Consider the following 24686-nt stretch of genomic DNA (forward strand, 5'->3'; position numbering starts at 1 on the left):
CGCCGATTTGCCTTCGAGTGGACTCCAGCCCCCACACTGATCGCGACGAGAAGACCGGCCTCCGTGCCAGGGCAGAACGGCGACAGCAGATGGCGACGACGAACGGGGCGGGGCATCCCCTGCCGTACGACACCTACCGCGCGGCGATCGAGCGGGAGACCCGCCGGTTCGCCGAGGCGGTGCGGGGCGCCGACCCGGCCGCTGCCGTGCCCTCCTGTCCCGACTGGACGCTGGCCGACCTCGCCCGGCACGTCGGAGCGTTGCAGCGCTGGTTCGGCACCCTGCTGACCCGGCGCGTGCAGGAACCTCCGCGCAGCCGTGACGTGGAGCTGGGGCTGCCGGACGACCCACGGGACTACGCCGACTGGGTGGCGGCCGGGGTGCCCGGGGTGGCGGCCGTCCTGCGCGGCACGGACCCCGGCGCGGCGATGTGGGCGTGGGGCGGGGACCGGCACGCCCGGTTCTGGGCCCGCCGGATGCTCTTCGAGACGCTGGTACACCGGGTGGACGCGGAGCGCGCCGTCGGCCGGGAGCCGGACCTCGATCCCGTCCTGGCGGCGGACGGCGTGGACGAGTTCCTCGTCAACCTGCCCTACGCGGGGGTCTTCGCCCCCGGTGTGACGAAGCTGCGCGGCGACGGGGAGATCGTCGCCTTCCGGTGCACGGGCCCCGGTGGCGCGGCCGGTGAGCAGTGGCGGGTACGGCTGGACGCGGACGGCTTCCGGCTGCTGCCGGCCGGCGGTGACGCCGGGTCCGGCCCGGAGACGGTGACGGTGCGCGGGGAGGCGGCGGACCTCCTGCTGCTGGTCTACGGGCGGCGGTCGTACCAGGAGCCCGTCTTCGACGTCTCGGGGGACGTCACGGTCCTCGATCGCTGGGTCGCGCACACGGCCTTCTGATCCGGTGGCCTCAGCCGGGCGGTGGTGCGGCCGGCAGGGGCGGCTCGCCGGCCGGGAGGCGGACGGCGAGCGCCGCGATGTCGTCCTGCAAGCGGTCGCCGCTGTAGGCCAGCAGGTCCTGGTGGAGCCGTTCCAGCAGTTCCCGGGGCGGCAGGGAGCTCCACGACCGCAGGCGCTGGAGCAGCGGATAGAAGGAGCCGGCCGCGTCGCGGGTCTCCGTGATGCCGTCCGTGTACAGCAGGAGCTGGTCACCGGGCCGGAAGGAGTAGGCGTCGACGTGGTACGGCTCCCCCAGCAGCACCCCGAGGTTCAGCGGCGGCGCCGAACGGCCCCTGTCCAGTTCGCACACCTCGCCGGAGCGGATGCGGACCGGGGGCGGATGGCCGCAGTTGACGACGCGGACCAGCGGCTCCCCGAGGGGGATCTCGGCGAAGACGGCGGTGACGAACCGTTCGCCCACCTCGCTGCCGCCGAGCAGCACGGCCCTGCGGTCCATGCTCGTCTCCACCCGGTCCGCCAGGGCGGGCAGTGCGGGTTCGTCGTGCGCCGCCTCGCGGAACGCGCCGAGCAGCGCCGCGGCGGTCTCCACCGCGAGCAGCCCCTTGCCCCGGACGTCTCCGATGAGCAGCCGGACGCCGTAGCGGGTGGGGACGGCCTCGTACAGGTCGCCGCCGATGCGGGCTTCCGCGGCGGCGGACCGGTAGAGGCTCTCCAGGTGGAGGCTGCCGATCTGGTGCGGAACGGGCCGGAGCAGGACCCGCTGGGCGATGTCGGCGACGAAGCGTACGTCGGCCAGGGTGCGCTCACGGCGGACGCGGTGCGCGGCCAGGATCATGCCGAGGACGCCGACCAGTCCGGTGCAGATGTAGGAGGCCACGTAGTGGCGGTCCCACAGGTAGCCGACCTCACGGCCCGCGCAGCACGGGGTACCGGCCAGCACGCCTTCCAGGACGACGGCGAACACGGTGGCGCCGCCGACGGCGGCCGGGCCGTGGGCGAAGGCGGCCACGAGCGGCAGGGCGATCAGCATGAAGCTGACGGGCCACTCCACGGGCGTCGCCGGTTCCAGCAGCAGAAGTGCCACGACGTACAGGGCCGGTAGCCAGCGCATCCACGCCGGAGGGGCCGACAACCGCGTCCGCGCACCGGCTCCGTCCTCCGGCTCCCGACCGGTATGTCCATCCCTCGGCATACGTGGTCTTCGCACACGGACTCCTGTCACAGGAACTCGACAAGACGTCCAGCCTGGTGCGCGGGGCCGCGACGCGCCGTGATTGCTCCACTCAACGGCATGTTCCGCCACGGGCATTGACTCCCGGGGCGCACGCTGGTTCAGTGGCTCAGCCACTGAGCCACTGAACCACGCACCGCGTAACCACCGAGTCGCTGGAGGCCGGAGTGGGAGCACTGCCCCGCGAGACGATCGTCGACGTACTGGAGAGGAAGCTGCGCGAGGACATCCTCGCCGGGTGCCACCCGGCCGGGAGCTATCTGCCGCCGGAGCGCGAACTCGCCGACGGTTTCGGGGTCACCCGCACCACCCTCAAGCACGCCTTCGGCCGGCTGGCGCAGTCCGGGCTGCTGGAGACGCGCCACGGGGTGGGGACGCGTGTACGGGACTTCCTGCGGCTGGGCGGAGCCGATCTGCTGCCCATGCTCGTGCGCCACAGCCCCGACTGGATCGGAGAGGTCTTCGAGGTCCGCCGCAGCATCGGCGCCCTGATCGCCGAACGCGCCGCGGCCCGCGCCACCGCAGCCGACATCGCCGGACTGCGCCGGCTGCTGGCGGCCGTCGCCGACGCGGACGGCGGCGACCCGGCGCAGCTCGCGGACGCCGAGGTGCACCGGGCGCTGGCCCGGGCCACGGGCAACCGCGTGTACGTGCTGCTGACCAACACCTTGTTCAACGCCTACCTGCCGGTGCGCGCCGCCCTGGCCGGACCCTTCGAGGACGCCCGGGCCGCGCACGACCGCCTGGCGCCGGTCGTGGAGGCCGTGGCCGCCGGCGACCCGGACACGGCACGCACCGCCGCCGGGCACTACCTGTCGGCGACGGAACGCATCATGCTCGAAGGGCTCGCGCGCTCCGGCGCCCGCCGGGGTGATGCCTCGTGACCCCGCGCGGAACGGTGTTCCGGGAGACGATGCTGGGCCGGGTCCGGCTGGCCGGCGACACCGCCGACCGCCCCCTACGGCTGGACCTGCTGGCCCGCGCGGACAGCCTGATGCTGCCCCACCGCACCACCCTGGCACGGCTGACGGGACGCGTGCGGATCGCGGGCCGGGCCGACGACCCCTCGGCCGAGGGCGAGTTGGAGATCTCGCCGGTGGCGCGCCGCCGGATCCGCTACCGGCTCGGCTTCGACCTGGACGGCCGGCGGATGCTGCTGGACGGCTGGAAGTCGGTGTCCTTCAGGCGCCCCCTGTCCTCGATGACCGTCCTGCCGTACACGCTGTACGAGGACGGCGCGCGCGTCGGCGAGGGCACCCTGCGCTTCCCCCTCGCCACCGGCCTGCTGCCGTTCCTCGCCGGGTTCCGGTTCCCGCGGGCGGCCGGGCCCGCCGCCGACCGGTTCCTGGCGCCGCGCTGGGACGGCACGCCGGGGCGGACGGAGGTCTGGTACACGACCCTGACCGATCCGGCGACCGGCAGCGGTGTCTGGCTGCACCACGAACTCGTCGCGCCCCACGACGGCGCACCCGCCTACGCGCACGGCTGGATCGCCGTGTTCCCCAAGGAGGGCCCGGTGGAGCACGCCCGGTTCGGCCCGGTTCCCTGGGCGGGGCGACGGACCCACGGGTGGGCGGGGGGCCGGCCGCACGGCCCGGCCGACAGCCCGACCGGGCGGACCGACAGCCTGACCGGCCACCCGGGCGGCCGGATCGACGGCTTCGTCGCCGGCGGCGTCCGTGTCGGGCCCGGCCGGCTGACCGGTTCGGCGGGGCCGTTCACCTGGGCGCTCGCCGAGGAGGTCCAGGGCCCGCCGCTGCACACGTTCCCCCGCTGGTCCTGGCGGCGCCCCTGGCTGCCGGCCACGCACCTGCTGCCCGCCGCCCGCGCCCGCTACACCGGAACCGTCCGCCACGGGACCCGCGAGCTGCGGCTCACCGACGCGCCCGGAGCGAGCGCGCGCATCTTCGGCCACGGCAACGCCCGCCGCTGGGCCTGGCTCCACGCCGACCTGGGAGGAGGTGACGTCCTGGAGATCGTCGCCGCCGTGTCGATGCGGCGCGGACTCGACCGGCTGCCCCCGCTGGTGTTCCTGCGCCTGTACCGGAACGGCCGCGCCTGGCCCCGGCGGGTGGAGCGGACCGCCGTGGGCTGGGCGGGCATCGGCCGGTTCCGCGCGGACATCGGCCTGCCGCGCTGGCGGGTCGAGGGCCGTGCGGGCCTGCGCCGCATCCGGGTGACGGTGACCCAGCCGCCGGACGGGACGCTCGCCCTCGACTACACCGACCCGGACGGTTCCGCCGCCGTGTGCCGCAACAGCGAGCGGGCGGACGCGGACGTGCGCGTGGAGCGCTGGTGGGGACGGTGGCGGCCGGAGGCGGCATGGCGGCTGTCGGGCACCGCGCACGCGGAGGTCGGGGGCCGATGAACGCGACTCCCCCGGCTCTGACGGGACTTGTGGCCGCGGTTCTCGCCGACGACGGCACGGCCGAGTGGACCAGGGCCGTACCCCGGCGCGTCGCCGCCCTGCTCGGCGTCATGCCGGCCCCGGCCCGCGCGGCGGTGCGCGGCGCCGCCGTGGCGATCGACGCGTACGCCGTCGCCCGTACCGGCAGGCGGCTGTCCGCACTCGGCGCGGAGGAACGCGAGCAGGTCATGACGTCGCTCGCCGCACGCCCGGCCCTGCTGCCGCTGCTGGACGCGCTCAAGGTACCGGTCCTGCTGGCCGCGGGCACCGAACGCATGCTGCACGACGGTCCCACCCCGCCGGTGCCCGCGCCGGGGCGTCCGCCGCTCGCCGGCACGCCTGCGGAGCCGCCCACGCCCGCGCGGTCCGCTCCGTCTCCGTCCGCGCCCTCGGAGACCGCACCTTCAGGGCCCGCCCCCTCGGAGCCCACGCCGCCCGAGCCCGCGCCCGTGGAGACCGCACCCCCGCCATCCGTACCCCCGGGCCCCCCGCCCCCGGGGCCCACGCCTTCGGGGCCCACGCCTTCGGACTCCACACCCTTGAAGTCCGCGCCCTCGGACCCCACACCCTCAGGCGTCACACCCTCGAACTCCACACCCCCGGCCTCCACACCCTCGACCCCCACACCCCCGGTCCCCACGCCCTCGGCCCCCGCACTCCCGGAGCGCACGCCTTCCAGCCCCGTCCCCTCGGAACCCGCCCCTTCGCCCACCAGGCCCTCGGCGTACGCGCCCGACGATCCCCCGCTCGACTGCACGCCCTCCTCCGACTGGCCCGCGCGGTCCACCGCGGACGCGGTCGTCGTGGGTTCGGGGGCGGGCGGCGCGATGGCCGCGCGGACGCTCGCCGCCGCCGGGATGCGCGTGGTCGTCGTCGAAGAGGGTGAGCACCACTCCACCGCGTCGTTCGGCCGACGGGCGCCGCTCGACCGCTTCATGAGCCTGTACCGGGACGGCGGCGCGACCGTCGCCGTGGGGAATCCACCGCTGGTCCTGCCCGTGGGCCGCGCGGTCGGCGGTACCACCGTCGTCAACTCGGGCACCTGTTACCGGACCCCGGACCACGTCGTCGCCCGCTGGCTCGGCCGGCACGGATTCGCCGCCGCCGAGGACTTCGCCACGCGCCTGGACGAGGTCGAACGCGTTCTGCGGGTGGCCCCGCAGCCGCTGGACGTCCTCGGCGCCAACGGGCGGCTCGCCCTGGCCGGCGCCCGGGAACTCGGCTGGACCGCCGCGCCCCTGCGGCGCAACGCCCCGGGCTGCCGGGGTTCCTGCCAGTGTGTCGTCGGCTGCCCCACCGGCGCCAAGCAGAGCGTCCAGCTGTCCGTGCTCCCCCAGGCGTGCGCGGCCGGCGCGCGCATCGTGACGGGCGCTCGGGTACGGCGGATCCTCACCGACCGCGACGGGCCGGCCGGTCCGCGGGCCGCCGGGGTGGTCGCAGGCCGTCCGGACGGCAGCGAACTGGAGATCCTCAGCCCCCTGGTCGTGGTCGCCGCCGGGGCCCTCCACACCCCGCCGCTGCTGCGCCGCTCCGGCCTGGGCGGGCACCGGCGGCTCGGCCGCAACCTCAGCGTGCACCCCGCCATCAGCGTCGCGGGCCGCTTCGACCGGCCGGTCACCGCCTGGCGGGGCGTGCTGCAGAGCGTCGGCGTGGAGCACCTGCGGGCGGACGGCATCCTGATCGAGGCGACCGCGGCGCCGCCGGGCATGAGTTCCTTCGTGCCGCCGGGAATCGGCCGTGAACTGCGGCGGGAACTCGAACAGGCGGACCGGCTGGCGACGCTCGGCGCGATGATCGCCGACCGTCCGTCCGGCCGTGTCCTCGGCCGGGAGCGTCCGCTGCCGCGCTACGACCTCGCGGCGCGTGACGCCGGGCGGCTGCTGCGGGCCCAGCGGGCCATGGGGCGTCTGCTGTTCGCCGCCGGCGCCGAGGAGGTGCTGACGGGCGTGCCCCGCGCGCCGCGCGCCCGCACCCCTGCCCAGCTGGAGGCCCTGCTCGACACGGTGAGCGTGCGCCATCTGCACGTCTCCGCGTTCCACCCCACCGGTACCGCGGCGGCCGGCGCCGACCCCGAGTGGTCGCCGGCCGACCCGGAGGGGCGGTTGCGGGGCGTGCACGGCGTACTGATCGCCGACGGTTCCGTCCTGCCGAGCTGTCCGGAGGTGAACCCTCAGCTGAGCATCATGGCCGCGGCCCTGGCCGTCACCCGGCGTTTCGTGACACGGGCCGCGTGACGGTCCCCGGCCGACGGGCGGCCCGCGGCGGGGTGCCCACGGGTCTGGCTGACGAGGGCGGCACGGCAGGGCACGGAACAGCCCGGCCCCGGTCCCCGCGCCGCCGGTGGCACACCCGGCACGCACGCCCGCACCGGCGGCCACGTCACGGCCCAGGGGGCCGCCCGCCCCGGCCCGCAGCCCGGCACCGGCAACGGCGCCGGCCCCCGCCGCACCGGCACCCGGACCCAGCCGCCCGCCCCGGCACCGCACGCCCCCACCCCATCGGCGGACGCACCGGTCGCCGAGCGTGGCGGCGCAGTGCTAGAAAAGGGAGATGAGCGGACGTTCCCGCTGGCCGTGGGCGGGCGCGGCACCGCGGCCCGGCTCACGGGGGTCATCCGGTCCGGCGCGTGGCCGCGGGCTCTGGCCGCCACGCAGACGCCGTCTTTCGCCGTCGCTGAGCGTCCGCACGCTCGCCGCGCAGGTCTTCGTGCTGCAGGCGCTGATCATGCTGATGCTGGTGGCGGCGGGGGCCACCGCCCTCGCGGTGCAGGGGCGGTACGACGCCCAGCGCACCGCCGAGGACCGTTCCCTGGCCGTGGCGGAGACGTTCGCGCACGCACCCGGAACGGCGCTCGCACTGCGGTCGCCGCACCCGGCCGCCCAGCTGCAGCCCGCGACGGAGCGGGTGCAGAAGGGCTCCGGCGTCGACTTCGTCAGCGTCCTCGACACGCGCGGGATCCGGATCACCGACACCGACCCCACCCTGATCGGCAGGAAGGCGGAGGGCGTCGGCCGGGCCGCCATGGGCGAGATGTACACCGAGACGTTCCACGGCCGGCCCGGCGACGCCGTGCGGGCGGTCGTACCGGTGACGGATCCCAGCAGGCGCGTGGCCGGCATAGTCACCGCCGGGATCAAGTACAGCAACGTCGGCCAGGTGCTGAACCAGCAGCTCCCGATGCTGCTCGGCATGGCCGCGGGGGCGCTGCTGCTGGCCACCGGCGGGGCGGCACTGATCAGCCGCCGGCTGCTGCGGCAGACCCACGGTCTCGGGCCGGCCGAGATGACCCGGATGTACGAGCACCACGACGCCGTGCTGCACGCGGTGCGCGAGGGCGTGCTGATCGTCGGCGGCGACGGGTGCGTCGTGCTGGCCAACGACGAGGCACGCCGGCTGCTGGACCTGCCCGGGGACGCCGACCAGCGGCATGTGCGGGAGCTGCGGCTGGGACCGGGCCTGACGCGGCTGCTGCTGTCGGGCGAGACGGCGTCCGACGAGGTCGTCCGGGCCGGAGACCGGCTGCTGGCGGTGAACACCCGGCCCACCGCCCCGTACGGCGGTGCCCAGGGGCTGGTCGCCACCTTCCGTGACACCACGGAGCTGAGGGCGCTCACCGGGCAGGCCGAGGTGGCGCGGAGCCGGCTGTCGTTCCTGTACGAGGCGGGCGTACGGATCGGCACCACGCTCGACGTACGGCGTACGGCGGAGGAGCTGTCCGAGGTGGCGGTCCCCCGCATGGCCGACGTCGTCACCGTCGAACTCCTCGACTCCGTGCTGCGCGGCGAGGAGCCCACGAGCGCGGTCCGCGAGATGCGCCGTACCGCGCTGCGGGCCACGCGGGGCGGACACCCCTTGCAGGCGGTGGGCGAGGTGATCCGCTTCCTGGCCGCCGACACGCCGATGGCGGCGGCACTGCGGCGCGGCAAGGCCGTCCTGGTGTCGGACCTGCGCTCCGCCGCTGACTGGCGTGCGCAGGACCCCGAGGGAGCGCGACGGACGCTGGACCACGGCATCCACTCGCTGATCACGGTGCCGCTCCGGGCGCGCGGGGTGGTCCTCGGCATGGTCAACTTCTGGCGTGGTGCGGGCTCCCCCCGGTTCGAGGAGGAGGACGTCGCCGTGGCCGAGGAGCTGGTGGCCCGCGCCGCCGTCGCCATCGACAACGCGCGCCGGTACTCCCGTGAGCACGCGCTGGCCGTGACGCTCCAGCGCAATCTGCTGCCGCTGGGCCTGCCGGACCAGGACGCGCTGGAGGTCGCCTCGCGCTATCTGCCGGCGGAGTCCGGCGTGGGCGGCGACTGGTTCGACGTCATCCCGCTGCCCGGTTTCCGGGTGGCGCTGGTCGTCGGGGACATCGTGGGGCACGGGCTCCAGGCCGCGGTCACCATGGGACGGCTGCGCACGGCCGTGCTGAACTTCTCCTCCCTGGACCTGGCGCCGGACGAACTGCTCGGGCATCTCGACGAGATGGTGACGCGACTGGACGCCCAGACCGAGACCGCCGCCGCCGACGACGACCAGGTGCCGCTCACCGGTGCCACCTGCCTCTACGCCGTCTACGACCCGGTCGGCGGGCACTGCACCGTCTCCCGCGCCGGGCACCTCGCACCCGCCGTGGTGGACCCTCTGGGCCGGGTGTCCTTCCCCGACCTCCCGCTGGCGCCGCCCCTGGGGGTGGGGGGTCATCCCTTCGAGGCCGGTGAGCTGGAGCTGGCCGAGGGGAGCCGTCTCGTCCTGTTCACCGACGGGCTGATCGAGAACCGCGGACGGGACGTCGACGAGGGCCTGGCGATGCTTGCCTCGGCCGTCGCCGGCGCGGACCGGACGCCCGAGGAGACCTGCCGCGCCCTGGTGGAGACGATGCTGCCGGGGCATCCCAGCGACGACGTGGCGCTGCTGGTCGCCCGGACCCGGCTGCTCGATCCGGCGTGCGTCGCGACCTGGGACGTCCCCTTCGACGTCGAGGCCGTGCCCCGGGTACGCGGCGAGGTGAGCCGGCGGCTCGCCGAGTGGGGGCTGGAGGAGACGGCGTTCGGCACGGAGCTGATCCTCAGCGAACTCCTGACCAACGCGCTCCGCTACGGCGCCCCGCCGGTCCGGGTGAGGCTGCTGCTGGGCCGCACCCTGGTGTGCGAGGTGGCGGACGGCAGCAACACCTCGCCCCGGCTGCGGCGCGCGGCCAGCACGGACGAGGGGGGCCGTGGTCTGTTCCTGGTCTCCCGGTTCGCGGAGATGTGGGGGACGCGTTACGCGGCGCGGGGCAAGGTCATCTGGGCGGAGCAGCGGCTGGAGGGCGCCCCGGAACCGGACCCTGCGGCCCTCCTGGACGTCCTGGGCATCTGACGTCCCGGTGGACGACGGCGAACATGCCGGCGGTCGGACCGGTGACGACGCCGCGCCGGTCGCCCTTGCGGGACAGGATCGTGCGGCCGGGCTCGTCCAGGGTGAAGACCTCGGGACCGGCGATGTCGAGGGTGCCGCCCAGGGGGGCGCCCGTGGCGACCTCCGCCATCGCGTCGGCCACGTCCCTGGCGGCGATCGGCTGGATCGGCGCGGCGGGCAGCCGCACGGTGTCGCCGTCGGTGGTCCAGTACAGGACGTCGTCCATGAACTCCATGAACTGCGTGGCCCGGACGATCGAGTACGGGACGGGACCGGCCGCGAGGATGTTCTCCTGGAGCACCTTGGCGCGGTAGTGGTCCAGCTTCGGCACCTGGTCGACGCCGGCGATCGAGAGGATCACGATGTGGCCGACGCCGCCCTTGACGGTCGCGGCCAGGAGGGTGTCCGTCGAGGTCTGGAAGAACGCCAGGGAGTCCGCGTCGAAGGTCGGGGAGTTCGTCGTGTTCACCACGACGGCGGCCCCGCCATGGCCGCGTCGAGCCCCTGGCCGCTGACGACGTCGACCCCGGTGGAGTGCGAGTGCGGCACCGCCTCGTGCCCAGCGGCACCGAGGTTCCTGACGACCTGCGACCCGATCAGCCCGGTTCCGCCGATGACCGCGACCTTCATGACACGCCTTTCGTCCCGATCATCCGCAACACGGCTTAGGCGAGGCGGAAGGGCGCGGGGGCGGGAGCGGGCCAAGGGGGTGACCGGTCACGACGCCCGTCCGGCGGCCCGATCGAAACTTTCCGTGGGCCCGCCGCCGCCGGGCCCGTAATATCGGTGATCTCTTGGGGGAGGTGGTCATGGGCAAGCGGCGCCCTGGCTCGCCGACGCTGGAGGAGGTGGCCGCTCACGCCGGAGTGGGCCGGGGCACGGTCTCCCGCGTCGTCAACAACGCGGCCGGCGTGAAGGAGTCGACACGCCGGGCCGTACAGCAGGCCATCGCGGAACTGGGCTACGTCCCCAACCTCGCGGCCCGTTCGCTCGCCGGGCGACGGGCCGACGCCGTCGCGCTCGTCATGACGGAGCCGGACTGGCGGAAGTTCGCGGAGCCGTTCTTCTCCGAGATCGTCCGTTCGCTCGGCGACGCCCTGACCGACACCGGGATGCAGCTGCTGCTGACCCTGGTCCGCTCGGACACCGAACGGGAGCGCTTCCTCGAGTACGCCCGTGGCGGCCGGGTCGACGGGGTGCTGATGATGTCCGTGCACGCCGACGACCCGCTGCCGGACATGCTCGCCGAGGCCCGGCTGCCGACCGTCCTGCTGGGCCGCCGTTCGGCCGACGAGCACGTCAGCTACGTCGACGCGGACAACGTCGGCGGCGCCCGCAGCGCGGTCACCCATCTGCTGGACAAGGGCCGGCGGACGATTGCCACGATCACCGGGCCGCTGGACATGTACGTCACCCGGTGCCGGCTGCGCGGCTACCGTGAGGCCCTGGCCCACGCCGGGCTGGACGCCCCGCCGTCCTTGGTCGCGGAAGGTGACTTCACCGCGGAGAGCGGCCGGCGGGCCATGGCCTCGCTGCTCGGGCGGCACCCGGACATCGACGGTGTGCTCGCCGCCTCGGACACCACCGCCGCCGGCGCCCTGGAGGCGCTGCGCGCGGCGGGACGCCGGGTGCCGCAGGACGTCGCCGTGATCGGTTTCGACGACTTCCCGCTGGCCGAGCGGACCGAGCCGCGGCTGACCACGGTGCGCCAGCCGCTGGAGGAGATCGGGCGGGCCATGGTGCGGCTGCTCCTGGAGGAGTTGGAGGAGTCGCCCGTGGCGTGGCGGCACGTGATCCTCCGTACGGAGCTGGTGGTGCGCGAGTCGGCGTAGCCACCGGACGCGGGGCCCGGCGGCCGGGCCGGTTCTCGGGAGCGCTCCCAGCCCGCGGGGCCCGTGCCGACCGGGCCGCCTCCACCTGCGGTTTCGAGACTTCTTCGACACACACCCCGCGCGGAGTCTTGTCAGGGACATGAACTCTCCCTACAGTCCCTGCCCAACGGAGGGAATGGGAGCGCTCCCATCCAGCTGCCGCACGGGAGCGCTCCCGAACTCCCCTCACCGTCATGGAGAGGACCCGCATGCGACCGTACAAGCACCCTGTCCGTGGAGCGCGCGGCCTGCTGGGCGCACTGCTCACCGCGCTCGCCGCCCTGGCGGCGCTGTTCGCCGTCGCTCCCGCCGCCCAGGCCGACACCACGATCTGCGAACAGTACGGCTCGACGACGATCCAGGACCGCTACGTCGTCCAGAACAACCGCTGGGGCACCGCCGACACCCAGTGCATCGGCGTCACGGACTCCGGATTCCGCATCACCCAGGCCGACGGCTCGGTGCCGACGAACGGTGCCCCGAAGTCCTACCCGTCCGTCTTCAACGGCTGCCACTACACCAACTGCTCGCCCGGCACGAACCTCCCGGCCCGGCTCAGCAGCATCTCCCGCGCGCCGACCAGCATCTCCTACGGCTATGTGAGCAACGCGGTGTACGACGCCGCGTACGACATCTGGCTCGACCCCACGCCCCGCACCGACGGTGTCAACAAGACCGAGATCATGGTGTGGTTCAACAAGGTGGGCCCCATCCAGCCGGTGGGCTCACAGGTGGGCACGGCGACCGTCGCCGGGCGCCAGTGGCAGGTGTGGTCCGGCAACAACGGCGGCAACGACGTGCTGTCCTTCGTCGCGCCGTCGGCGATCACCAGCTGGAGCTTCGACGTCATGGACTTCGTCCAGCAGGCCGTGTCCCGCGGGCTCGCGCAGGACAGCTGGTACCTGACCAGCGTGCAGGCGGGCTTCGAGCCCTGGCAGAACGGCGCCGGCCTGGCCGTGACCTCGTTCTCCTCCACGGTCGACACCGGCAGCGGCGGCCCGGGCGGCCCCGGGAGCCCGGCGGCCTGCAAGGTGGCGTACGGGACCAACGTCTGGCAGGGCGGCTTCACCGCCGAGGTCACCGTCACCAACACCGGCTCCTCCCCCGTCAGCGGCTGGCAGCTCGCCTTCACCCTGCCCGCGGGGCAGCGGATCACCAGCGCCTGGGGTGCCACCGTGACGCCGTCCTCGGGGTCGGTCACGGCGAGCGGTCTCGCCTACAACGCGCAGATCGCGCCCGGCGGTCAGGTGTCCTTCGGGTTCCAGGGCAGCTACGGCGGCACGTTCGCCAAGCCCTCCGGCTTCAGCCTGAACGGGGCCGCCTGCGCCACCGCGTGATCCGCGCACCCGGCGCGCCGGCCGCGTGACACACCCACCAGCACCGGGACCCGCTCGTCCCGCACCGCCGATCGGGCGGGTCCCGGCTCCATCCCGGCTCCGCGCCGCTGACGGGCTGGTCCGTGGACCGGGACCTGGGCCGCTCCCGCGTCACCGGCCTCCGGAACGGCTCCCTGACCACGTCAGACGGCCGGACCACCGTCCGCGACACCGCCTTCGACGGCCCCTTGCGGCCCGGTGCCGCCACGTCGTCCGGCTTCACCACGGAAGGCACCGCCGGCCCACCCGACCCGCACCGCGCCGGGAGCTGAGTGAGCGCCCGCCGACCGCACGTGCCCCGCACCACCCGCACCCCCGCACGAGGAGGACGCATGACACACCCCGCCCGCCGGACACCCCCGCACCGGCCGAGACCGGGGCGCCGACGGCACCGGGCGGCCTCGCTGGGCGCGACGCTCGCCACCCTGGCGCTGGGCCTGACCGGGCAGCTCACCGCGCACCCCGCCGTCGGGCCCGGTACCGGCATGCCCCACACCCACGCCCCGGCCGTCCCCGCGTACTCCGGTACGGCGGCCGCCCGGGGTTTACCGCCCGTCTGACCCGAATCGGAAGGAACCGAACGTGGCTCGACGCAACAGACTGATGTCGGTCGCAGCGGCCCTGTCGACGCTGCTGGCGGCACTCGCCCTCACCCTGCTGGGACAGACCAGCGCCCAGGCGCACGGGGTGGCGATGCTGCCCGGATCCCGCACCTACCTGTGCTACCTGGACGCGCACACGACGACCGGCGGGCTGGACCCGACCAACCCGGCGTGCCGGGACGCGCTGGCCAAGAGCGGTGCGACGGCGTTGTACAACTGGTTCGCCGTGCTCGACTCCAACGCCGGTGGCCGGGGCGCGGGTTACGTCCCGGACGGCACTCTGTGCAGTGCGGGTGACCGGTCGCCGTACGACTTCCGCGGCTACAACGCGGCCCGCTCGGACTGGCCGCGCACCCATCTGACCAGCGGGGCGACGATCCAGGCGCAGTACAGCAACTGGGCGGCGCACCCGGGTGACTTCCGGGTCTACGTCACCAAGCCGGGCTGGTCGCCGGCCTCCACCCTGCGCTGGGCCGACCTCGACCTGATCCAGACGGTCACCAATCCGCCGCAGCAGGGCTCGCCGGGCACCGACGGCGGCCACTACTACTGGGACCTGAAGCTGCCCTCCGGGCGGTCCGGCGACGCCCTGCTGTTCATCCAGTGGGTGCGTTCGGACAGCCAGGAGAACTTCTTCTCCTGCTCGGACATCGTCTTCGACGGAGGCCACGGCGAGGTGACGGGCATCCGCACCTCCGGCGGTACGCCGACACCCACGCCCACGCCGACTCCCACGGATCCGCACACCGGTTCCTGCATGGCCACGTACTCCGTGGTGAACTCCTGGAACGGCGGCTTCCAGGCCTCCGTCGAGGTCATGAACCACGGCACCACACCGCTCGACGGGTGGGCCGTGGCCTGGCAGCCGGGGGCGGGCACCAGGATCAGCAGCCTGTGGAACGGCACGCTGTCCACGGGTACGGACGGCACGGTCACGGTCCGCAACGCGGACCACAACCGGGTCGTGCCCGCCGACGGCAGTGTCACCTTCGGCTTCACCGCCACGTCGACGGGCAACAACGTGCCCGCCGGTTCCATCGGCTGCGTCACGGCACAAGGCACCACCTGACGCGAACGGCCCCGCCGCCTTCCGGCCGGCTCCCGGGAGGCGGCGAGGGCCCCGGGGCCCGGCTCAGGAGGTGTCCGCCGTCGTCCTCGCCGAGGGGTGCCACGGGGCGGCGTACGTGATGCGGGTCAGGTCGGTCATGAGCGAGTCCAGCCATGCCACGGTCGCGTAGTACCTGCGGGGAGCGCCGGGCGGCTCGGCGGTGAGGCCGGGGAGGGCCGGATCGATCAGCGGTGTCACGGCGACGGGGGTGTCGTCGCCCGGGTCCAGCGCCGCCGAGACGAGCAGCATCCGGCCCGCCACCCGCTCCCCCAGCATGCCGGCCGACAGGGCCGCCGCCGGGCTCAGCGGGGTGAGCGGCGGCTCCAGCAGCCGTGCCGAGCCCCACAGGGTGTGGTGCCCGGCGATCAGCGTCGCCTGCCAGTCCACGGCGGGCGTCCGCGCCCGGTTCCCGCCGCCTCCGAAGGGCGGCGTCGGCTCGCTCTGCACCTGCGCGTACGCGGACTCCGCGAGGACGATGGCACGTTGCAGACAGCGGTGACCGGGCCCCCTGGACAGCGGGGGCGACACCGTGCCGCACGCCACCGAGGCACTGGTGGCCACGACGATCTCCGCGGCCCTGCGCAGCAGGTCCGCCGCCGTGCGGCGCAGCTCCTCATGGCCGCCCCGGGGCCAGGCCAGCACACCGAAGACCGCGCCGATCGCACTGCCGATGAGCACGTTCAGCACCCGGACCTCGGCCAGCCGCCAGGTCGGCGGCGCGAGCTGCGCGAAGACCAGGGCCACGAGCACGGTGAACAGTCCCTGCGCCCATCCCACGCCCCTGACCGGCCCCACCGTGAAGCCGAGCAGCATCCACAGCGGCAGCAGGACGGCGTAGACGGTGGTGTCGGAGCCCGCGAGGATCAGGAGCCCGGCGCTCAGCAGGGCCCCGGCCAGCGTGCCGACGAGCGCCAGGCGGATGGTGCTCCAGGTCCCGCCCAGGGTGGTGCGGGTCAGGGTGAGGGTCGCCAGCATCGCCCAGAAGCCGTGCGGCAGCGTGTCCACCCCGGCCACGAGCCGGGCCGCCGTCAGGGCCAGGGCGATGCGGACCGCGTTCTGGAAGAACACCGAGCGGCGCCCGGCATGGCCGCGCAGCCGGTGCCACCACAGCACGGGGGCCCGGGTGGTGGCGTACCAGAACCGGCCGGGCTGCGGTTCCACCGAGGGGTGCCGGCCCCGCACGGCCAGGTCGGCCGCCGCGCCCATGGTCAGCGCCGCGTCGGCGATCTCCAGCACGGCGGCGTGGCAGCGCAGGACGGCGGGCGGGAGGCAGGCGTCGGCCGGGGTGGCAGGGGGGCCGGCGGACACGGCGGACAGGTCTGCCCGTGCCCGGGTCAGGTCCTTGCGCTGTGTCTCGGGGGACGTTCCGGTCCGCAGACAGTCCGTGGTCGCCGTGGCCATGAGCGCCACCGCCCGCAGTACGGCGGTCACCTCGGGCGCCGGGCCCCGGTGCGGCAGCCGCGGCAGCTCGGCCAGCCTGCCGAGCAGGGTGCGGGTGGCCAGGCCGGTGTGGGCGAGGGCGCGAGCGCGCACCCCGGGCCCCGCCGGACGCTCCGCCTCGGGGACGCTGAGCGACCGCAGCGACTGGCTCGCCTCCTGGGCCGCCAGGACGTCGGTGCCGGACAGGGCGTCGCGGTGTGCCGCGAGCTTCGCCGCGCACCGCTCGGCGACCCCCGCCGCCCGGGCGACCCGTTCCCGGTACGGCAGCGGAGCGGGCTCCCGGAAGAGCAGCGCCTCGGCCGCGACGAGGAGGGCCAGCCCCGTCGTCGTACCGATCAGCCGGTCGCCGAGCGAGCCGGGGTCGTAGGGCGGAAAGGAGGGGAGGATGTAGAGGAGTTGGAGGCCCGGCGCCGCGCCGGCCGGGCGGGGTCCGCCGACGGCGGCGAAGGCCAGCGTGAAGCCGACCACCAGCATGCCGGCGACCGCGCTCCAGGTCCGCACCGACAGATAGGTGCCCGCGGCCACCAGCACCCAGCACACCGGCAGCAGGCGCGTCATCACGGCCGCGCGCTGCCGCCCGGTGCCCGGAATCCTGGCCAGTCCGCCCAGCGCGACCACGGTGAACAGCGCATAGGTCGCGGCCACGGGACGGTCGAAGATGTAGCGGAAGGCGTAGAAGCCGGCTGCGGCCACGAGTGTCACGCGCAGGGCACGGCGCCCGGAGGCGGCGTAGGCCGCCCGGAGCCGCGCACCTCGCTCACCCCGCATTCCTACAGAATCACCCACCGCGGGGCATCCGGCACCTTGCTGGGCGAGGAGTGTCACGGAGAAAGAAGAAGGCAAGGAGTCAGCCACTCCTCGCCACTCTCAACTTATAGCGCACCGGGGGGCTTGCGGCAAGGCCCCCGTCGTGCCGCAGAATTGCCGGCCGAGGCCAGGAAGCTGCGGAAACGGGTGATCAACGAAGTGCGTGTACTTCTGTCGGTGTATGGGTCCGGCGCGGAGGCGCGGGTGTGCGCGCCACCGGACGGGGACCCCGCGGGGCGGACCCGGCCGGCCGCGTCCGCGACGGCGGGGCGTCGGTGGCCGCGGGGCTGCCGCCCGGCGCCGCGCGGCCGAGCCCGTCGGCCTGAACCGGGAGCGGCCACCCGGCGCGCGGGCCACCGCGCGTAGATGCCGCGTGCCCGTCCCTTCCCACCCCCGTCCCACCGCCCTGCCGTCCGCCACGGCCACGACCGGCCTCACAAGGGAGCCCCTGACGTGAAACTTCCCCTGCCCACCCGTGTCTTCGACCTCACCGGCCGCCTCGCCGCCAAGGCCGACCCGGCGCTGATCGCCGAGGACGAGCGGCACTTCACGGCCATCGCGGAGTGTCTCGAGCAGTCGATCGCCGACCTCTCCGGCCGTCTCGACGCCGAGCGCAGGGCGCCGGGCGGCAAGGGCCGGCAGGCGATGGACCGGGACGCCGAGATCCACCGGCTGACCGCTCGCCTGCGCACCCTGCGCCGCTACGGACTGGACCTGTGCCTCGGGCGCATGGTCGGCGCGGACAGCCGGGAGCCCGTCTACGTCGGCCGGCTCGGGCTCACCGACAGCACGGGCCGCCGGCTGCTGGTCGACTGGCGCTCCCCGGCGGCCGAGCCGTTCTTCGGGGCCACGCACGCCCGGCCTATGGGCCTGGCGAGCCGCCGCAGGTACCGCTGGACCGACGGCCGGATCACCGACTACTGGGACGAGGTGTTCACCCTGGACGGGCTGGCCGGGCACGCCGCGCTGGACGACCAGTCCGCGTTCATCGCCAGTCTGGGCGGCAGCCGGTCGCCGCGGATGCGGGACGTGCTCGGCACCATCCAGGCCGACCAGGACGCCGTCATCCGTGCGGGCTCGCGCGGCGCCCTCGTCGTGGACGGCGGCCCGGGCACCGGCAAGACCGTCGTCGCCCTGCACCGCTCCGCCTACCTCCTGCACTCCGACCCGCGGCTCGGTCACCGGCGGGGCGGTGTCCTGTTCGTCGGTCCGCACCGGCCGTACCTGGCCTACGTCGCCGACGTCCTGCCCAGCCTCGGCGAGGAGGGCGTGCAGACGTGCACCCTGCGGGACCTGGTCGCCGAGGGCGCCGGGGCCGTGCCCGAGGCCGATCCGGAGGTGGCCCGGCTGAAGTCGTCCGCGGACATGGTGCGGGCGATCGAGAAGGCCGTGAGGTTCTACGAGGAGCCGCCCGCCGAGGGGATGACGGTCACCACGCACTGGTCCGACATCCGGCTGAGCGCCGACGACTGGGCCGTGGCGTTCGACGCGGCCGAACCCGGTACTCCGCACAACGAGGCGCGCGAGCAGGTGTGGGAGGAACTGCTCACGATCCTGGTGGACAAGCACGACGGTGACGCCCCGCCCGAACTGCTGCGCAGGTCGCTGCTGCGGAACAGGGACCTGCTGACCGCCTTCGGCCGCGCCTGGCCGCTGCTGGAGGCGGCCGATCTCGTCGGGGACCTGTGGTCGGTACCGGCCTATCTGCGGATGTGCGCCCCGTGGCTGAGCCGCGAGGAGGTACGGCTGTTGCAACGCCCGGAGCCCCAGGCCTGGACGGTGTCCGACCTGCCGCTCCTGGACGCGGCCCGGCAGCGGCTCGGCGACCCGGAGACGGCCCGGCGAAAGCGCCGCCACGCCGCCGCCCTCGCCGCCGAACGCGAGCGCATGGACAGGGTAGTCGACAACCTGCTGGAGGCCCACACCCACGACGACGGCGAAGGCGTGCTGGTCATGCTGCACGGTCAGGACATGCGCAACTCCCTGGTCGACGACAGCGTCCTGCCCGCCGCCGACCCCGACCTGCTCGCCGGGCCGTTCGCGCACGTCGTCGTGGACGAGGCGCAGGAACTGACCGACGCGGAGTGGCAGATGCTGCTCCTGCGGAGCCCCTCCCGGAGCTTCACCATCGTCGGGGACCGCGCCCAGGCCCGGCACGGGTTCACGGAGTCGTGGCAGGAGCGGCTGGCCCGGGTGGGGCTTGACCGGATCCGGCTGGCGTCCCTGACCGTCAACTACCGGACACCGGAGGAGATCATGGCGGAGGCCGAGCCGGTCATCCGGGCCGTGCTGCCGGACGCGAACGTGCCGACGTCCATCCGCCGCAGCGGTGTCCCCGTCGTCCACGGCTCGGTCTCCGAGCTGCACGCGGTCCTCGACACCTGGCTCGCCGCGCACGCCGACGGGATCGCCTGTGTCATCGGCGATCCCGCGTTCCGGCCGACCGCCCGGGTCCGTTCCCTGACGCCGGAGCTGTCGAAGGGACTCGAGTTCGACCTGGTCGTGCTCGTCGATCCGGAGAGGTTCGGCGAGGGCGTCGAAGGGGCGGTCGACCACTACGTCGCGATGACCCGGGCGACGCGGCAACTGGTCGTCCTCACGAGTCCCTGACCCGAGGACCCGCCGGGGCGGGTCAGTCGGTGCAGGTCGGTACGCCGTCCAGCCAGGCCGGGCCCTGGATGTAGATGTTGGTCACCCAGGCGCGGTAGTCGGGGAGGTAGGACCAGGCGTCGTTGGTGTAGCCCTCGGCGGTGACGGGTTCGGCGTGCTTCTGGCAGGCGACGCGGACGGTCGTCGGGCCGGGGAAGGCGTAGACGCGGGCGGACCGGACGGAGGGCTGGGCCTTGGTCCAGACGCCGGTGCCCCAGGTGCGCACGACGGGCCCGTCGACGGTGCCGGTGTTGACGCGGACCGCGCCGAAGTAGTCGCCGCCCAGGCGGACGTCACTGACCATCAGCCTGGTGCCGGACTGCCGGGCCTCCACCATCTTCCCCGCGCCGAGGTAGAGGGCGATGTGGTGCAGGTCGGCGGAGGTGCCGTAGGCGAGCAGGTCCCCGGGGCGCAGCGGGGCGAGGCCGTCGGCGGCGGTGAAGCGGGCGGCGGTGCGGTGGGTGTAGTACTGGGCGCTCGCGTCGCCGTTGAGGATGTCGGCGCCGGTGGCCTGCGCGTAGGCGTAGCGGACCAGTCCGGAGCAGTCGAAACCGAGGCGTTCGGGGTCGTGTTCGCTGGCCGGGTCGGTCGGGTCCTTCCTGCCGTAGGTGGGGCCCGGCTGGGCGCCGTGGCCGCCGCCCCAGGTGTACCAGACACCGGCCGCGACCTGCGCGCAGGCGGTGTCGACGGCCCGTTCGGCCGCGGCGGTGGCGCCCGGGGCGCGGACGCCGCAGCCGGCGTCCGCCGCCCCGGCCGGACGGGCGGGCGGGTCGGCGGCGTTCGCCGACGCGGTGAGGAGGAGAGCTGTCAGCAGGGCGATGAGTGTGCCGATGGCACCGGTCCGCCGGAGCATACCGGGACCCCCGTTTCCTGGTCTGGTCGTGAGAGGTGGCGCGGTGCACAGCGTTCCCCGGCGGCGGTGGGGGCGTCGAGGACGCCGCGCGGACCTCCTGGGACGGGCAACGGGAAACACCCGGGAAACCCCCGGCGAGGCGGGGCCGTTCAGTGTTCCGGGCAGGCGGGGGCGGCGGGAGCGGGTTCGCCGGGGAGGAGGGCGCGGCGGGCCGCCGGGTCCGTCGCCCGGTCCATGCGGCAGATCCGGTCCAGCCGGGCCCCGGTGTCCAGGTCCCACAGACGGACCGTGCCGTCGGTACCGCTGCTCGCCACCGTCCGCCCGCCGGGTGCGAAGGCCACGCCCCACACGGCTTCGGTGTGCCCGGTGAGCGTGGCCCACGGCCGTCGTCCGGGCACGTCCCACAGGCGGACCGTGCGATCGGTGCCGCCGCTGGCGAGCAGCCGTCCGTCCGGTGAGAACGCCAGGCCGCGCACCGAGCCGGTGTGGCCCGTCAGGGAGCCGAGGAGCCGGTGCCGGGCCACGTCCCACAGCCGTACGGTGCCGTCGTTGCCGCAGCTGGCCAGGGTGCGCCCGTCGGGGCTGAAGGCGACGCCGCGGACGGCGCCGGTGTGTCCGGTCAGGGTGGTCAGCGGACGGTGGGTGCGCGCGTCCCACAGACGGACCGTCAGGTCGTCGCCGGCGCTGGCCAGGGTGTGTCCGTCGGGGCTGAAGGCGACGTCGTTGACGTAGTCGGTGTGACCCGTGAGGACGGCGGGCCGGTGGTGGCCGGAGACGTCCTGGAGGCGCACGGTGCGGTCGGCGCCCGCTGAGGCGAGGGTGTGGCCGTCGGGCGCGAACGCCACCGCGAACACGGCTCCGCGGTGACCGTCGGGCAGGGTGCGCGGGCGGCGGGCGGCCAGGTCCCACAGCGTCACCGTGCCGTCGGAGCCGGCCGAGGCGAGGGCGGTGCCGTCCGGGGCGAACGCCACGGTGGTGACGCTGCCCTGATGTGCCGTCAGGGTGGTGGGTGTGCTCCGGCGCAGGGCCGGGTCCCACAGCCGTACGGTGCGGTCGGCGTCCGCGGTGGCCAGCAGCCGTCCGTCGGGGCGGTAGGCGACGGCGGAGACCTCCGTGAACGGGCGTGCGGCCAGGATGCGGCGGCGCAGGTCCCACAGGACCACGGACTGGTCGAATCCGCCGGTGGCGAGCAGGGTGCCGGTGGTGTCGACGGCCACGGACATCACGTAGTCGGTGTGGCCGGTGAGGGTGCTGACCAGCCGGCCGGCCCGGACGTCCCAGAGCCTGGTCGTGCCGTCCCCGCTCGCGCTGATCACGGTGGTGCCGTCGGGGGTGTAGGCGACGGCGTTGACGTCGTCGCCGTGCCCGGTGAGCGTCGCCGTGGCGCTGCGGCGGCCGATGTCCCACAGCCGTACCGTGCGGTCCACTCCCCCGCTGGCCAGGCCGTGGCCGTCGGGGGCGAACGCGAGGCCGAGCACGCCGCCGGTGTGACCGCGCAGGACGGCGACCTGCCGGGCCCGGCCGGGGTCCCACAGCCGTACGGCCCCGTCCGCGCCGGCCGAGGCGAGCGTCCTGCCGTCCGGGGCGAACGCGAGCGCGTCGACCTGCCCGGAGTGTCCGGTGAGGCGGGCCGTGCGCCGGGGGCTTCGGGCCGTGTCCCAGAGCTGGACGGCCCCGTCGGCGGCGGCCACGGCGAGGGTGTGGCCGTGCGGTGTGAAGGCGACCGCGCGGGCCGCGCCGGTGCCCGGCAGCGGGGTGGTGCGGGCCGGGCGGGCCGGGGACCACAGCCGTACCGGCCCGCCGGTCGCCGTGACGGCGAGGGTACGGCCGTCCGGGCTGAACGCCAGGGCGCGGACCCGGCCGGGGACGGTGAGCGTCGCGGTCGTGCGGCGGTCGGCCAGGCGCCGCAGCCGGACCGTGCCGTCGGAGCTGCCGGTGGCCAGCAGCCGGCCACCGGGTGCGAAGGCGACCGTGTTGACCGGTCCGCGGTGGCCGCCGAGCCGTGCCGCGAACGGCTCGGCCTGGGTGCTCAGCAGGGCGCCGCGGGTCGTGGCGGTGGGTTCCGTGCGGTAGGCCTCGGCGGCGAGCAGCATGGAGGCCTCGGGGCGTCCGCCGGCCAGCAGGGTGGAGCGGACGGCGAGGGCCTGGGAGCGGGCGAGGCGTTCCTGGGCGAGCGCGTCGGCGCGTTGCCGGTGGGCGATGCCGCCGGCGGCCAGGGCGCAGCCGAGCAGGACGACCAGGGTGGCCACCAGCGCCTGCCGCAGCCGGGTCTGACGTCGTGCCTGACGCCGCCGGTCCTCCTCCGCCGCCCCGCTGGCGCGCAGGAACGCCTCCTCGACGGGGTCCGGCGGGCCGAGGCGGTCCGTCTCCTCGGTCCAGGAGCGTACGGTGTCCAGCCGTGCGCCACGGTAGAGCGCCGACGGGTCGCGGCCCTCGCGTTCCCACGCGGCGGCGGCCAGGGCGAGTTGCTGGCGGACGAGGAGTCCCTCCCGGTCGGCGCTGATCCACTCCCGCAGCCGGGGCCAGCTGTGCAGCAGGGCCTCGTGCGTGATCTCAACGGTGTCGCTGTCGACGGTGATGAGCCGGGCGCGGACGAAGACGTCGAGCGCGGTGTCGGCGCCCTCGGCGTCGGCCAGTTGCGTCACGAGGGCGCTGCGGCCGACCCGGCGGCGGGTGGCGCCGGTGCCGTCGGAGACCTGCACCAAGCGAGACAGCACGCGCCGGATGGTCCGCTGCTCCGCCGGGTACAGCTGGGCGAAGGCGTCCTCGGCGGTTCGGGCCACGGCTCCCCGGATGCCGCCCGTGGCCTCGTACCCGGCGACGGTCAGGGTGTCCGCCTCGCGGTGCCGCCACGTGGCCAGCAGGGCGTGGGAGACGAGGGGGAGGACGCCGGAGGGGACGGCTTGCGCACCGGGTGCGCCGGTCAGTCCGGCGTCCCGCAGCAGCAGCGGGACCAGCCCTGGTTCCAGGCGGACACCGGCGAGTTCGGCGGGGCGGGTGATGGACTCGGTCAGCTCCGCCGTGGTCATCGGCGGCAGGACGTGCAGGCCGTCGGTGAAGACCGGGGCGAGTTCCGGCAGGTCGAGGCAGCGGCCGGAGAAGTCGGCGCGCAGGCCGAGGACGACCAGCGCGGGATCGTGGCCGGGTGACGGCGCGGGCGCCGCGAGCGCGCACAGCACACGGGCGAACGTACGGCGCTCGGTCTCGTCGGCGCAGAGGGTGAACAGTTCCTCCACCTGGTCGACGAGGAGTACCAGCCGGGGCGGCGGAGGTGGCCGGCGTCCGCCGGGGGCCGTGCCCGCGCGGCTCCGGACGGCGGCGAGCAGGGCCTCGGGGCGCTCGCCCAGCCGGCCGGCGGTGAGGTCCAGGTCGCCGCCGAGGACCTTGGCGGTGCGCTCCAGCAGTTCGTCCAGCGGGCGGGCGGTCGGTGTGAAGGTGACGACGGGCCAGCGGTCGGCACCCGCCATCGGGAAGCCTCCGGGCCGTCGGAGAGCGGGCACGAGACCGGCGTTGAGCAAGGAGGACTTGCCCGCGCCCGAGGGGGCGACGAGCAGCAGCGGCCCCTGGCCGACCCTGCCGAAGACCCGCTCCACCAGCGCCGCCGTGGCCCGCTCCCGGCCGAAGAAGCGGCCCGCGTCCTGCGCCGTGAAGGCCGACAGGCCCGGGTAGGGGCAGGCGGGGCCGGTGCCGTCGGCGGCGCGGCGGGCCGCCTCCGTGGCGGCGCCGGGCTCCGCCGGGCGCGGTGGTGCGACCAGGCGCAGCAACGCGCCGTCGGCGCCCAGGATCTGGTCGCAGCGGCGGGCGACGTCGACGGTGGCGCGCTTGGCGCCTGTCTCGATCTTGCTCAGGTACCCCTTGCTGTAGTGGGTCTGTCTGGCCAGGTCGGCGAGCGACAGACCGCGCTGCTGCCTCAGCCGGCGCAGCTGTGCGGGGAAGGACGGTGTGGTCGGTACCGTCCGCTCCCCGTCGTTCGAGTTCCGGTTGCCGGTGTCGGCTCCCTCGTGCGGCTCCCCCAAGGCGTCCCCCATGGCAAGCGTGCCCAGGCCGTGAGACGGCGGGAG

14 protein-coding genes and 1 pseudogene are annotated in these 24686 nt (G+C 75.0%); 10 read left to right on the forward strand and 5 right to left on the reverse strand.

The features are described 5' to 3' along the window. The first annotated feature begins 89 nt into the window (after positions 1 to 89). The gene (locus AB0946_RS14425; RefSeq protein WP_366760897.1) at positions 90 to 899 is read left to right on the forward strand and encodes a maleylpyruvate isomerase family mycothiol-dependent enzyme; all 810 of its coding nucleotides are present in this window, start codon (positions 90 to 92) and stop codon (positions 897 to 899) included. 10 nt (positions 900 to 909) lie between these two features. On the opposite strand, the gene AB0946_RS14430 is transcribed toward AB0946_RS14425, so the two are convergent. Next, positions 910 to 1983, reverse strand: coding sequence for a PP2C family protein-serine/threonine phosphatase (locus tag AB0946_RS14430; protein ID WP_366760898.1), 1074 nt, complete (start codon positions 1981 to 1983; stop codon positions 910 to 912). Between the two features lie 314 nt (positions 1984 to 2297). On the opposite strand from AB0946_RS14430, the gene AB0946_RS14435 reads away from it, so the two are divergent. The 4 genes from AB0946_RS14435 to AB0946_RS14450 all read left to right on the forward strand — a co-directional run bounded on the left by AB0946_RS14435 (position 2298) and on the right by AB0946_RS14450 (position 9880). Continuing rightward, a complete protein-coding gene (locus AB0946_RS14435) occupies positions 2298 to 3014 on the forward strand; it encodes an FCD domain-containing protein (RefSeq protein WP_366760899.1) in 717 nt (238 codons plus the stop codon). After that, positions 3011 to 4498, forward strand: coding sequence for a hypothetical protein (locus AB0946_RS14440; protein WP_366760900.1), 1488 nt, complete (start codon positions 3011 to 3013; stop codon positions 4496 to 4498). Before AB0946_RS14435 ends, AB0946_RS14440 begins: the two co-directional genes overlap by 4 nt. Next, complete coding sequence (locus AB0946_RS14445) at positions 4495 to 6771, forward strand: GMC family oxidoreductase N-terminal domain-containing protein (RefSeq protein ID WP_366760901.1); 2277 nt, start codon at positions 4495 to 4497, stop codon at positions 6769 to 6771. The genes AB0946_RS14440 and AB0946_RS14445 overlap by 4 nt, the downstream gene beginning before the upstream one ends. Before the next feature lie 490 nt (positions 6772 to 7261). Continuing rightward, positions 7262 to 9880 carry a SpoIIE family protein phosphatase gene (locus tag AB0946_RS14450; RefSeq protein WP_366761094.1) on the forward strand — a complete coding sequence of 873 codons (2619 nt, stop codon included), beginning with the start codon at positions 7262 to 7264 and terminating at the stop codon, positions 9878 to 9880. Here the strand turns inward: AB0946_RS14450 and AB0946_RS14455 are convergent. Then, positions 9804 to 10549: pseudogene (locus AB0946_RS14455) on the reverse strand (SDR family oxidoreductase). The gene AB0946_RS14450 and the pseudogene AB0946_RS14455 overlap by 77 nt on opposite strands. Before the next feature lie 179 nt (positions 10550 to 10728). Here AB0946_RS14455 and AB0946_RS14460 point away from each other — a divergent pair. The 4 genes from AB0946_RS14460 to AB0946_RS14475 all read left to right on the forward strand — a co-directional run bounded on the left by AB0946_RS14460 (position 10729) and on the right by AB0946_RS14475 (position 14837). After that, positions 10729 to 11751 carry a LacI family DNA-binding transcriptional regulator gene (locus AB0946_RS14460; RefSeq protein ID WP_366760902.1) on the forward strand — a complete coding sequence of 341 codons (1023 nt, stop codon included), beginning with the start codon at positions 10729 to 10731 and terminating at the stop codon, positions 11749 to 11751. Between the two features lie 248 nt (positions 11752 to 11999). Beyond that, positions 12000 to 13127: a cellulose binding domain-containing protein gene (locus AB0946_RS14465; RefSeq protein ID WP_366760903.1), complete on the forward strand. Its 1128-nt coding sequence runs from the start codon at positions 12000 to 12002 to the stop codon at positions 13125 to 13127. A gap of 107 nt (positions 13128 to 13234) precedes the next feature. Further along, entirely contained in the window at positions 13235 to 13438 is a 204-nt protein-coding gene (locus AB0946_RS14470) for a cellulose binding domain-containing protein (protein ID WP_366761095.1), read from the forward strand. A gap of 310 nt (positions 13439 to 13748) precedes the next feature. Beyond that, the gene (locus AB0946_RS14475) at positions 13749 to 14837 is read left to right on the forward strand and encodes a lytic polysaccharide monooxygenase (protein ID WP_366760904.1); all 1089 of its coding nucleotides are present in this window, start codon (positions 13749 to 13751) and stop codon (positions 14835 to 14837) included. A gap of 63 nt (positions 14838 to 14900) precedes the next feature. Here the strand turns inward: AB0946_RS14475 and AB0946_RS14480 are convergent, their stop codons facing one another. Then, positions 14901 to 17084, reverse strand: a complete 2184-nt coding sequence (locus AB0946_RS14480) for an FUSC family protein (RefSeq protein WP_366760905.1) — start codon at positions 17082 to 17084, stop codon at positions 14901 to 14903. A 492-nt stretch (positions 17085 to 17576) separates the two neighbouring features. Between AB0946_RS14480 and helR the strand changes: the two genes are divergently transcribed. Continuing rightward, positions 17577 to 19733, forward strand: coding sequence for an RNA polymerase recycling motor ATPase HelR (gene helR / locus AB0946_RS14485; protein WP_366760906.1), 2157 nt, complete (start codon positions 17577 to 17579; stop codon positions 19731 to 19733). A 22-nt stretch (positions 19734 to 19755) separates the two neighbouring features. On the opposite strand, the gene AB0946_RS14490 is transcribed toward helR, so the two are convergent. Together AB0946_RS14490 and AB0946_RS14495 are read right to left on the reverse strand one after the other, a co-directional pair. Beyond that, on the reverse strand, positions 19756 to 20625 hold the full coding sequence (locus AB0946_RS14490) for an NlpC/P60 family protein (RefSeq protein ID WP_366760907.1): 870 nt from the start codon (positions 20623 to 20625) through the stop codon (positions 19756 to 19758). A gap of 149 nt (positions 20626 to 20774) precedes the next feature. Beyond that, a complete protein-coding gene (locus AB0946_RS14495) occupies positions 20775 to 24653 on the reverse strand; it encodes a helix-turn-helix domain-containing protein (protein ID WP_366760908.1) in 3879 nt (1292 codons plus the stop codon). Positions 24654 to 24686: the final 33 nt, after the last annotated feature.

The organism is Streptomyces sp. NPDC046870, assembly GCF_040704595.1.
GTDB lineage: Bacteria > Actinomycetota > Actinomycetes > Streptomycetales > Streptomycetaceae > Streptomyces > Streptomyces argyrophylli.

Excerpts from the sequence above, each read along its gene's own strand:
- AB0946_RS14425 (WP_366760897.1), top strand. The coding sequence starts at position 90 with ATGGCGACGACGAACGGGGCGGGGCATCCCCTGCCGTACGACACCTAC.
- AB0946_RS14450 (WP_366761094.1), top strand. The coding sequence starts at position 7,262 with ATGCTGATGCTGGTGGCGGCGGGGGCCACCGCCCTCGCGGTGCAGGGG.
- AB0946_RS14465 (WP_366760903.1), top strand. The coding sequence starts at position 12,000 with ATGCGACCGTACAAGCACCCTGTCCGTGGAGCGCGCGGCCTGCTGGGC.
- AB0946_RS14495 (WP_366760908.1), bottom strand. The coding sequence starts at position 24,653 with ATGGGGGACGCCTTGGGGGAGCCGCACGAGGGAGCCGACACCGGCAAC.
- AB0946_RS14460 (WP_366760902.1), top strand. The coding sequence starts at position 10,729 with ATGGGCAAGCGGCGCCCTGGCTCGCCGACGCTGGAGGAGGTGGCCGCT.
- AB0946_RS14490 (WP_366760907.1), bottom strand. The coding sequence starts at position 20,625 with ATGCTCCGGCGGACCGGTGCCATCGGCACACTCATCGCCCTGCTGACA.
- AB0946_RS14445 (WP_366760901.1), top strand. The coding sequence starts at position 4,495 with ATGAACGCGACTCCCCCGGCTCTGACGGGACTTGTGGCCGCGGTTCTC.
- AB0946_RS14480 (WP_366760905.1), bottom strand. The coding sequence starts at position 17,084 with ATGCGGGGTGAGCGAGGTGCGCGGCTCCGGGCGGCCTACGCCGCCTCC.